The following is a 10,603-nucleotide window of genomic DNA, read 5'->3' on the forward strand; positions in this document are numbered from 1 at the left end:
GAATGGCAGGGATTTAGACTAATTGAGGGACAATATCAAGCTATTTCTGCCAATGAGCAGGGTTATCTCTGGAGTGAAGAGTTAGGATTATATTTAGGCATATTTGACCGGAAACTGCGTTATTTTACCGTCGATGGTCAATTGGTTCCCACTCCCCAAGAAGCTGAATTACAGCAAAGACAAGCAAAGGAACAGATTCTTTTAGAAAAGGAACAGATTCTTTTAGAAAAGGAACAGATTCTTTCAGAAAAGGAACAGGAACGACAGGCAAAAGAACAGGCTCTTTTAGAAAAAGAACAGGCTCTTTTAGAAAAAGAACAAGAACGACAAGCTAAGGAAAAATTAGCGGCAAAATTACGAGAATTAGGCATCAACCCCCAGACAATTTAGCCAGTTAAAATTCCCCATTCCTAATTCCTAATTGATAATTTCTCATAGCTGTTATAATTAGAGCAATGTCCCAGCCAGGGGAAAAACTATGACAACTCTCGACATTTTACCAGAAGTCACCTGTCCCCCCACCGATTTATGGAGTGATGAACCACCCTTGGAAAGTGATTTACACCTGCAACAGATCATAATTCTTCTCAGTTGTCTAGAATTATTATGGCAAGAGAAAAACGATTACTACGCTTCCGGTAATCTGACTATCTACTATAACGAAGAACAACTGAAAAAGCGCGATTTCTGTGGTCCTGATTTTTTTGTGGTTTTAGATACAGAAAAACGTCCCCGCAAAAGTTGGGTAGTTTGGGGAGAAGGGGGTAAATATCCCAATGTAATCGTCGAGATTCTTTCCGATTCTACGGCCAATATTGACCGCACTAAAAAGAAAATTCTCTATCAAAATACCTTTCGCACTCCTAATTATTTTTGGTTCGATCCTAATACCTTAGAATTGCAAGGATTTAGACTAATTGCGGGACAATATCAGGCTATTCCCACTAATGAAAACGGCTATTTATGGAGTGAACAATTAGAACTATATTTAGGTATTTTTGACCGTAAACTGCGTTATTTTACCGCCGATGGTCAATTGGTTCCCACTCCCCAAGAAGCTGAATTAGAGCAAAGACAAGCAAAGGAACAGATTCTTTTAGAAAGGGAACAGATTCTTTTAGAAAGGGAACAGGAACGACAAGCGAAGGAACAGGCTATCCTCGAAAAAGAACAAGCTATCTTGGAGAAGGAAAAATTAGCCCAAAAATTACGAGAATTGGGCATTGATCCCGAAACTATCTGATTGATCAATATCTCTAAGTAGGGTTTGCTGAAAAAGTAGGGGCGAAGCATTCGGATAGAAAATCTACGGTTTCACCGATAGGTTATTGCCCGAATGCTTCGCCCTTACAGAACGCGGGCCGATGAAGACCCAAGGTTTTGAAGCACGATTCTCTCAAAATCTTGCACCTGTTTCGCGAAACAAGACCCTAAAACCCTTACCTCGTCTATATTTCACATTTATTCAGCAAACCCTAGTTAGGTGTTAAAAATTGTCAGTTTCCCCCCTTATTAAGGGGGAATCAAAGACAAAATTTATCTTCTATTTAATAGGTAATTCCTATCCTAGAAATGGTGGTAATTTAACCTTATTTTTCCTGTCTTTCTAAGGCTAATTGTACCAACTTATCAACCAATTGATAAAACTCTAAACTGGTGGCTTTCCAGAGTTGGGGATACATACTAAAGTTAGTAAACCCTGGCAGAGTATTAATTTCATTGATCAACACTTCCCCAGTATTTTCTACATAGAAAAAATCCACCCGCGACAATCCCGCAGCATCCACAGCTTTAAATGCTTCTACAGCCATTTCTCGCACTTGATCAGCAATTTTATCAGGAATATTAGCGGGAATCACCATACTCGATCGCCCGTCAGTATATTTAGTTTCGTAGTCATAAAAATCACTATCAAAAGTAATTTCTCCCACCAAAGAAGCTTGGGGATTATCATTACCTAAAACCGCACATTCGATCTCCCTTGCGGTTACTCCTGCTTCAATAATAATCCGTCGATCATAACTAGCAGCACTATCTAAAGCAGCCTCTAATTCTTGCCGGTTGCGTGCTTTACTAATACCCACCGAAGAACCTAAATTAGCCGGTTTAATAAAACAAGGATAGCCTATTTCCTCGGCGATTTGATCGCACAATTGCGGAAAAATACAGGGATTTGACCACACTTGCGAGCGGGTTACAGCCTTATACTTAACTTGGGGTAATCCAGCGGCTGCAAAAGCAGTTTTCATGGCAATTTTATCCATTCCCAAGCATGAACCCAGAACCCCACTACCCACAAAAGCAACCCGCATGAGAGTGAGTAATCCTTGCAAAGTGCCATCTTCTCCATTCGGTCCGTGGAGAATTGGAAACCAAACCTCGATTTCGCTCACTTCCGGGGGAAATTGCCAGATATTGACTTTTATATCACTCTCAATAGCTAGGGGTTGCCCAGAGGTTAAAATCTGTCTAGCAGTTGCTGCCGAATGCCAACAGCCATTTTTATCGATATAGAAGGGGATAACGGCGTATTTGTCAAGATTTTCGGGGTAATTAAAAGCTTGCAGGATCGATCGAGCCGAATTGATAGATACCTCGTGTTCTCCCGATCGACCACCAAACAACAATCCTACCTTGATCTTATCCATATTATCGAAAATTTGGGTTAAAACCCCGTCGTTTTACGACGGCTTTTCTTGATCTTTAATATAGCACTTAAGAACTTCCAGTGGCGCACCTCTCAGTTATCAGTTATCAGTTATCAGTTATCAGTGGGTAAGTTATCAGTTATCAGTGGGTAAGTTATCAGTTATCAGTAAAATCTTCGAGAATACGACTTTCGATCGAGTATTGCTCACAGATATGACTAATCTGCTCTAAAATGAGCGAGTTAAGAGGATTAGTGGTCATAATTTCCCTAAGAAGCTGCAAAAAATATAGCCTTTCCTATCAAGATGAAGTGTAGGCTAATTTGGTATTGATGACCGACGACTGACTCCCGAAAACTTCCTATCCTAAATTAATACCACAGCAGTGGCCACTTTGTCACGTGGTTAGTCATAAAAAAATGCTGCTCATTTATTGACTTAAATCTATAAATGAGCAGCCGTTTAGCTAGGCAGTCATTCTCAAGATAAGATTCCCAAGAGCGATGGTAAAGTTGAGACTAGAATTGAGGAGACAGTCGGGAAATTTTTACCTAATCAAGAAAAGATGGCTCTCTGAGTCCTTGGGTGAAAAATGTTCACCACGTCACATTATGGACGGAAGCTTTCATTGGTGGCAACTTAAGCAAAAAGCTTAATTATTAAGAGTAGCTGATCATTCAAGGAAAAGGAAGTTAAAAATGGTAAAATAAGGCGGATAAATCTAACAAATAATCTTCATTCCTACCCCTACTATTTCTTTAGGTTTCAGAGGGAAAGTAACCAAACAGTTTTTTATAATCAGAGGCTAGATATCCTCGGTGAAAAAAACCTAATTCTTCAGCAATTTCATAAATTAATTTTGTCTGATTATTTTGGTTAAGAGATTGATGTAAAGCATTAAGACGAAGCAATTTAAAATAATTGTAAGGAGACATTTGATAGAAGTCTTTAAATATATATTCTAAGGTGCGTTGACTTACTTCCAAGTCTTGACAAATCGCTGGGATAGTAAGATCAGAACGCAGATTTTTTCTCATCATTTCTTCTGCTTTTTTGAGGATATAGGTGCGTCTGATAGTGTTTTTAGGGGTTTTAATATCTTTGGTTACTACTAAAGTCAAAAGAAAATCTTTGACAATTTCTTCTTTTAATTTTTGCCTGACAAAATTCAATCTTAATGCTTTTTTTGTCCCAGATATTTGTTGCCAATCTAAATTAAATAGCATTTGGTAAAGTTGATGACAAGATTGTTGTAGATAACGAATTTTTTCCGCTGGGCAAATCACAATAGAAGAAGCGGAAGAATTTAAAAACTTTTTCGCTTCTGGTAGCTCTAAAGTTTGGCACAATTGTTGCAGATAATTATCATGAACGTAAAGCTGAAAACGATTGGAAAAAGGATGTTGAAAAACGGAAATTTCTGATTTAGGGGGGACAATGCCAAGACAGTTATTTTCTAATGAGTACAAATTTTGAAAGAAGACAGGATTCACCTGAAAAGGAATCGCAAAAACCCACATTTTAGAATGGGTTACTCCCGCAACATTCGTTAAACAATTACGTTGCGATAATTCTAACATCACTTCATCGATGATGATCCTTGAAAGATACCCTTCAAAATGATCACCACTGAGTTGTAAAGCATCTAAGTCGATAAATTCTCGATTCTGAAAATAACGAGAAAAGTTGCAAAAATATTCACTTTTAAAGGTTAATTCCTGAGAATTAATTAAAATATTGGTTTTATTGTCAAAAATAAACATCTATGTATAACTCCTTGGTTATTGAGTAAAATTAAACTTTTTTTGCCCATCAATTTAAAAACTTGCGTTTTTCGGATCATCTTAGCATAGAGGACTGAGTAGTATTGAGTTACAGCAGAGTTGATTTGTTAATTTTGTCCATCAGTGTAATCTAGGTTAAATCTCTCATCTCTCATCTCTCATCTCTCATCTCACCTTTGTAACCCCTAAATCAGGTTTTTATGTCAAGCTATTTTGAAAGCCTTGCTAGAAACCAGTTTTAGGGATAAGTATAATTACTCACTTGCATAAATGAGATGCTCCCATCTCTCAAATCTCTCACTTTTTTCCGTTATCAATTACTAAGGAGATTTCGATGGCTAAAGAATATATGCCAATTGAAGATTGGTCTGGATCTGTGGTATTCGGTGGAGAAATTCCTCAATTACGTCCCCCGGCATTTTCTGACGACTCAAAATATACCACATTTAGCTATACCCATTATCTAGAGGGATTGGAAATTTCCGATAGCTATACCTATGATCCAGGAGGATCAGAAATTTCCGAAGCTGTTGCTGGGGAAATCGCTACGTTCGCCGTTCCCCCGACAAATTATCCAAGGGAATTGGAAATTTTCGATAGCTATACCTATGATCTAGAGGGATCAGAAATTTCTGAAGCTGTTGCTGGGGAAATCGCTACGTTCGCCGTTCCCCCGACAAATTATCCAAGGAGATTGGAAATTTTCGAAGCTGTTGCCCCTAATATTAGCACTCGTTTCTATGCCATCGAAGCAACTATTGATTTCTCCAAAGCTAAAGGGGACTTACAAGGTGTTCTGATGGCGCAGGGTGGATATTTTGGTGGACATAGTTTCTACATCTATCAGGGAAAACTATGTTATGTCTATAACTGGTTAGGACAACAACAGAAGATCACCTGTGATCTTCCTCGTCTTAGTAGCGAGGTGACACTCAAAGTTGAATTTGCCAAACCAAAGATAATCGCCCCTTCCGATGAAAAGTTGGGTGACAGTACAATAAATAATATGAAACTGTATATTAATAACATCGAACAAAATGTCGATATTATAAGAACTTTATCAAATCATCCTCCTAACTTCCTAACTAAATATAAACACGAGATTCCTTACGAGTTTCAAGGTGCGAAGCTGCAAAGAATTATCGTTACCATTACCGATGATATTATACTAAATCCGTTGAGTAAAGGCTAGTTATGAGGAGAGGCAAAAGGCAACCCCCCCGACGTCGGGGGGTTGATTCATAGTAGGGTTGATTCATGAATCAACCCTACCTTGATCCCCCCTTAATCCTAGGGCGTTGACAATCCCCGCACTAAAGCGACGGGGATTCTTGGTTCAAAGAGATTACTTGCGTAAAATCGGTCAACTAGAAATGACGGGAAACGATTTTTTCGATGGTTGCTTGGGTATCCTGCAGCAGTTTCTCGCGACTATCGCTAGTATTAGTCAGACTAGGCACGAGATTACGAGCTTGTAAAGCCATGTGAAGCTGTAGTTGAGCTACATACTCGCGGATATCTTCACGGGTTTCCGATTGGTTAGGATGAAACATAGAGAAACTGGAAAGGTCTGTCTAGCTGATGGTGTCTTGTCGATAACTCCTATACAAGTTATCACGAGAGCTTAGGTTCCAGTCAAGGGTCGGCCGCAACTCTACACATTTCTCAACACAACTTATCTCTCTTTCATCAATCTAAGAGAGTTAAAAGGAGAAGAAAAGCCTGAAACCGATACAGAGACTATGGTTAAGCCTAGACCCGCCCAACGGTCAAATCTGTAGATAGGGGCTGCTGAAAAAGTTTTTCGTGGGGACAGGGGGGGGGTGGGGGGGTTTTGCCTTTTGCCTGTTGCCTGTCTTAATAAGTAGCCTATGCTCAACGGATTTAGTATTACTTGTGCAACAATGGTAATTCACCTCAGACAGTGATGCAATTCAGACTTGAATTGGCCTGAGCACCCCTCGAACCTAGGAAATTAATTTGGCATGATTACTTAATTTCTACGGGTTCTAAATTATCAGCAGGAGTAAAACCAAAGAGACGGGAATAGAAATAAAATTCTGCATCTAATGCTCGTTTTATCGATTCAGCTTGACGAAATCCGTGTTGTTCTCCCGCAAAGGGAAGGTAAGCAACGGGTAAACCCTTCGCCTTTAAAGCTTCTACCATCATTTCCGCTTGATTGGGTGGAACCACTCGGTCTTCTAAACCTTGGAAAAAGATCACCGGACAGGATAACTGAGCGGTAAAATGAATAGGCGATCGCTGATAGTAAATTTCCTTTTCTTGAGGATAAAGTCCCACCAATTTATCTAAATATCTCGACTCGAATTTATGGGTATCGGTGGCTAAAACCTCTAAATCACTAACTCCGTAATAACTAGCTCCTGCTTTAAAAGTATCATGAAAAGTTAAGGCCGCTAAAGTTGTATAACCACCGGCGCTGCCTCCAGAAATTGCCAATCTTTCCCCATCGACTAATCCCTGATTAACCAAATATTTTGCCCCGTTGATGCAGTCTTCCACATCGACAATTCCCCAATTTCCCAGCAAACGCTGACGATATTGACGACCATAACCCGTACTACCGCCATAATTAACATCTAGATAGCCAAAACCGCGACTGGTCCAGTATTGCACCCGCAGACTTAAACTAGAGGTCGCCGCGGCCGTCGGTCCACCGTGACTTTTAACTAAAAGGGGCGGTAATTCGCCATTAGGGGCGGTATAATCGGGGTTTTTGGGGGGATAATACCAAGCATACGCAGTTAGTCCCTGACTGGTGGGAAAAGCGAGCATTTCCGGAATCGAGAAATAATCGCTAGAAATGGTTAAATTACTGGAAGATTTGAGGACTTCTCTCGTTCCTGTGGCTAAATCCAGTGAGATAACCGCCGTTACTTCCCTGAAAGAACCGCCAATAAAAACTATTTTGCTCTCCCTAACTTGTAGGGAAGAAATGTTAGTATCAGCAGTGATAATTTCTTGGAATTCTCGATTAACAGTATCGATACTTCCTAAATACCAACGACCATCTTTTGTATAGCTACAAATAATCTTTGATTCCCCAGCAAAGCCGTAGTTAGATAAACCAAAAACCCAATGAGGATAGGCAAATTCAGCCTCTATCGGTTCGAGAACTGGTTCTATTTGTTCATCGTGTTTAAAGCAATAAAAGTTCCAGAAATTATTGCGATCGCTGGTAAAATATAACTGTTCATCGGCGGACCAGCGCGGTTCACACACTGACTCATTTTCACCGCCAGCAATGACCCGAATATTACTCAAATAAAGATTATTAATATCGGCCACCCAGAGAAAAGAACTATCCCAGGGCATATTAGGATGATTCCAACTAATCCAAGCTAATCGAGAACCATTGGCACTTAAGCGAGGAGAGGTATAAAAATCATCGCCAGATACTAAAGTTTTTATTTCTCCCGTATCCACATCGATGCTGACAATACTATTAACTGGTTCCCGCTCTTTTTGGCTATGATCTTCACAAACACAGATTAAACGATTGCCAAATTTATCGAGAATTAAATCCGCATAACGACAGGAATTTTCTGGGGTTAGAGGTTGGGGTAAACTATCAGCAGTTTGGCGATAAATTCTTTGGTCAGCAAAATTACAAAAATAGATAATTCCGGCAACAATTAGATAGGAACCTCCCCCGTATTCGTGGACACGAGTTCGCACATTAAAAGGTGCTGGAGTGATGTCTGTGGTTGTGCCGTCGGGGTTTAATTTAACTAAAACATTTCGCCCCTTTTCCTGTGGTCTGCCTTCTAACCAATAAATATCTTCTCCATCTACAGTTACGCCGCCAAGACTAATCGATGCTGCCACAATTAGATCGGAGGTAATCGGTGATTTCCAGGAACCGTAAGCTGATATTTGATGAGACATTTTCGACTAAAGCAGTGATCCTAATGGTGAACTAACTTGATCAGAAACGCTGATAAATTAAGAAAATTTCGAGTAAACAGAATAAAGTAGGGATTAGGTGCATCCCTACCTGACTCTCTGTTTTTCTGCAATCGGAGCGGCGGGATTCGAACCCACGACCCCTACTACCCCAAAGTAGTGCGCTACCAAGCTGCGCTACGCCCCGATATTGAACCTTAACCATCATAGCGATAATCGCGGCATTTTGCAAGCTTTTTTTTTCTTCCTTTCTCCCCCATCCCCGGAATTAGTGGCCAGCTATCTAGCTAATTGGGGAATACGTCCTTTTAATCCCGTCATTAATTGCAGGGCAAACAATTTCAACGGGGGGAAACCGCGCATCATTGCCAATCCGAGACGACGGATGAGAACGATGGGCGGCCAGTTATTGGAGAACAGGCGATCTAGAAAATCTGTGAAGCCTAAAATCGCTAAATTCTCGGATCTACGCCATTTTTCGTAGGATTTTAGGGTAGAAAGCGCTCCTATATCCTCTTGCTTTTCCGCTGCTTCCTTTAATACCTGCGCTAAAGCGGCCGCGTCGCGAATGCCTAAATTTAAACCTTGACCACCGACGGGATGACAACAGTGAGCGGCATCGCCAATTAAAGCCAGTCGGGGTTTAACATAGGTATCACTCTGCATTAACTGTACGGGAAAGAGAGCGCGGGGGCTAACTAATGCTATTTTTCCCAGTAATCCCCCCGTATATGCTTCTAATTTGTCAAGAAATTCCGCTTCGGGCATTTCTTGCAGTTTTTTCGCTTCTTGATGGGGATTTGTCCAAACGATCTGACAGCGATTACCCCGGAGCGGTAAAATGCCCATCGGACCGGTGGGCCAAAATCTTTCAAAGGCGGTATCGTTGCGATCGAGTTGATGTTTAATGGTGAAAGCGACACAGGATTGCCAATATTTCCAACCTTTGGTTTTAATTTGCGCCCCTTGCCGGATAGCGGATCTGGCTCCATCGGCCCCGATAACTAATTTTGTGGTGATTTTTCGGGTTTGACCGGCTTCTTCCAGGGTGACAGTGGCTGTTTCTGCTCCGTACTCCACTTCTAACACTTTGGCAGGGGATAACCAGTCAATGCGATCGCAATCTTGGCTGGCATTGTGCAGGGCCGTTAGAATCACTTGATGTTCGCCCACATAGCCCAAATAATCGGTTTTTAGCTCATCGACCACAAAGGGGACAAAAATCGGAAAATCGGCATCAGAAAGGCGAATATGACGAAATTTACCGATACTGGGTGAGATTTTATCCCAGATACCCAAGCCTGTAAAAATCCGGCTCGACATCAGCGAGAGGGCATAAGCTTGACGACGGGAGGCGGCCACCTCTAGGGGACGTTCCTCGATCATAGCGATATTTAATCCTGTATTTTTTAAAGCCACCGCTAGGGTGGTTCCGACTATACCGCCCCCGACAATGATTAAATCGTAGTTGTCCCGTCCTAACATATAAATATTTTTCTCAAAGATAATCAGTGACTACACTGATCTATTCTGACACGATTTTCGGGGTTGCTGTCGGGGTTGATTGTCTTCACCCTACCTAGCCATTGATAGACTTGAAAGGGTTTTGTCCGTGGTTGAGAGTTTCGGGTTATCGCTCTTCCTAGACTTCTGGAAGGGTGATAACAAGCCGCTAAGTAGCTGGTTATAATTAAATTGAAGATAGATTTTAGGTTCGATCCCCCCTGCCCCCCTTGATAAGGGGGGATCCCCCCTTTGATAAGGGGGGTGCCGATAGGCGGGGGGATCCCCCTTAATAACTGAACTTACCCCATACATATATACCATAATAGCCGAAAACCCTTATCCATCAATGGATATAGCCCTTAACTTTTCTTAATATACCCATGTAATTTGTAACATTTCTTGATGGAAAAGAATTCTCTCCATTTGCTAAAATAGTGGTCATGTACATAGAAAAAGGGTTCTTCTGGTTTCTGTGTGGAAACGAGGTCTATACTGATAGTTTCTTCTTTCAAAATAGTCCTAAAAGTCTTGCCCAGTAAGCATTTAACCTTACATAAGCAAGAATTATCACACAAAGTCGAGAAGAGCCGAAAAAGTTCCTAACCGTAATTCCCCCCCCGCTGTTCTTCTTCGGGAGTCCTACCGAGAAGGAGATCAAGTCAAAAAAAGAACCCTGGCCAATCTCTCAAAATTACCCGATGATATTATCGACAATCTAAAACTGGCTCTTAAAGG

At 41.0% G+C, this 10,603-nt stretch carries 8 protein-coding genes, 1 tRNA gene and 2 pseudogenes; 4 read left to right on the forward strand and 7 right to left on the reverse strand.

The genetic code is table 11. The features are described 5' to 3' along the window. Both O9324_RS03480 and O9324_RS03485 read left to right on the forward strand, forming a co-directional pair. Positions 1-390: pseudogene (locus tag O9324_RS03480) on the forward strand (Uma2 family endonuclease); the annotation flags it as partial. Between the two features lie 88 nt (positions 391-478). After that, positions 479-1,243 (forward strand): Uma2 family endonuclease, encoded by a 765-nt coding sequence (locus O9324_RS03485; RefSeq protein ID WP_288139486.1) that lies wholly within the window; start codon positions 479-481, stop codon positions 1,241-1,243. A 346-nt stretch (positions 1,244-1,589) separates the two neighbouring features. On the opposite strand, the gene O9324_RS03490 is transcribed toward O9324_RS03485, so the two are convergent. The 3 genes and pseudogenes from O9324_RS03490 to O9324_RS03495 all read right to left on the reverse strand — a co-directional run bounded on the left by O9324_RS03490 (position 1,590) and on the right by O9324_RS03495 (position 4,411). Next, positions 1,590-2,648 (reverse strand): D-alanine--D-alanine ligase family protein, encoded by a 1,059-nt coding sequence (locus O9324_RS03490; protein WP_002789184.1) that lies wholly within the window; start codon positions 2,646-2,648, stop codon positions 1,590-1,592. A 163-nt stretch (positions 2,649-2,811) separates the two neighbouring features. Next, positions 2,812-2,910, reverse strand: a pseudogene (locus O9324_RS27135) (molecular chaperone DnaJ); the annotation flags it as partial. A 496-nt stretch (positions 2,911-3,406) separates the two neighbouring features. After that, positions 3,407-4,411, reverse strand: coding sequence for a helix-turn-helix domain-containing protein (locus O9324_RS03495; RefSeq protein ID WP_288139487.1), 1,005 nt, complete (start codon positions 4,409-4,411; stop codon positions 3,407-3,409). Positions 4,412-4,766: 355 nt separating this feature from the next. Here O9324_RS03495 and O9324_RS03500 point away from each other — a divergent pair, with 355 nt between their 5' ends. Then, positions 4,767-5,624, forward strand: a complete 858-nt coding sequence (locus O9324_RS03500; RefSeq protein WP_288139488.1) for a hypothetical protein — start codon at positions 4,767-4,769, stop codon at positions 5,622-5,624. Between the two features lie 175 nt (positions 5,625-5,799). Here the strand turns inward: O9324_RS03500 and O9324_RS03505 are convergent, their stop codons facing one another. The 4 genes from O9324_RS03505 to O9324_RS03520 all read right to left on the reverse strand — a co-directional run bounded on the left by O9324_RS03505 (position 5,800) and on the right by O9324_RS03520 (position 9,847). Beyond that, positions 5,800-5,985 carry a hypothetical protein gene (locus O9324_RS03505; protein ID WP_002759041.1) on the reverse strand — a complete coding sequence of 62 codons (186 nt, stop codon included), beginning with the start codon at positions 5,983-5,985 and terminating at the stop codon, positions 5,800-5,802. Positions 5,986-6,421: 436 nt separating this feature from the next. After that, positions 6,422-8,344: a S9 family peptidase gene (locus O9324_RS03510; protein ID WP_288139489.1), complete on the reverse strand. Its 1,923-nt coding sequence runs from the start codon at positions 8,342-8,344 to the stop codon at positions 6,422-6,424. A 131-nt stretch (positions 8,345-8,475) separates the two neighbouring features. Next, positions 8,476-8,549: transfer RNA gene (locus O9324_RS03515), tRNA-Pro, on the reverse strand. Positions 8,550-8,641: 92 nt separating this feature from the next. Further along, the gene (locus O9324_RS03520) at positions 8,642-9,847 is read right to left on the reverse strand and encodes an FAD-dependent hydroxylase (protein ID WP_288139490.1); all 1,206 of its coding nucleotides are present in this window, start codon (positions 9,845-9,847) and stop codon (positions 8,642-8,644) included. Positions 9,848-10,421: 574 nt separating this feature from the next. On the opposite strand from O9324_RS03520, the gene O9324_RS03525 reads away from it, so the two are divergent. Then, positions 10,422-10,603 (forward strand): IS1634 family transposase N-terminal domain-related protein (locus tag O9324_RS03525; protein ID WP_288139491.1); only part of this gene is annotated, 182 nt, incomplete at its 3' end.

Origin of the sequence: Microcystis sp. LE19-84.1B (genome assembly GCF_027531875.1) — a bacterium.
GTDB lineage: Bacteria > Cyanobacteriota > Cyanobacteriia > Cyanobacteriales > Microcystaceae > Microcystis > Microcystis panniformis.

Excerpts from the sequence above, each read along its gene's own strand:
- O9324_RS03485 (WP_288139486.1), top strand. The coding sequence starts at position 479 with ATGACAACTCTCGACATTTTACCAGAAGTCACCTGTCCCCCCACCGAT.
- O9324_RS03490 (WP_002789184.1), bottom strand. The coding sequence starts at position 2,648 with ATGGATAAGATCAAGGTAGGATTGTTGTTTGGTGGTCGATCGGGAGAA.
- O9324_RS03495 (WP_288139487.1), bottom strand. The coding sequence starts at position 4,411 with ATGTTTATTTTTGACAATAAAACCAATATTTTAATTAATTCTCAGGAA.
- O9324_RS03500 (WP_288139488.1), top strand. The coding sequence starts at position 4,767 with ATGGCTAAAGAATATATGCCAATTGAAGATTGGTCTGGATCTGTGGTA.
- O9324_RS03505 (WP_002759041.1), bottom strand. The coding sequence starts at position 5,985 with ATGTTTCATCCTAACCAATCGGAAACCCGTGAAGATATCCGCGAGTAT.
- O9324_RS03510 (WP_288139489.1), bottom strand. The coding sequence starts at position 8,344 with ATGTCTCATCAAATATCAGCTTACGGTTCCTGGAAATCACCGATTACC.
- O9324_RS03520 (WP_288139490.1), bottom strand. The coding sequence starts at position 9,847 with ATGTTAGGACGGGACAACTACGATTTAATCATTGTCGGGGGCGGTATA.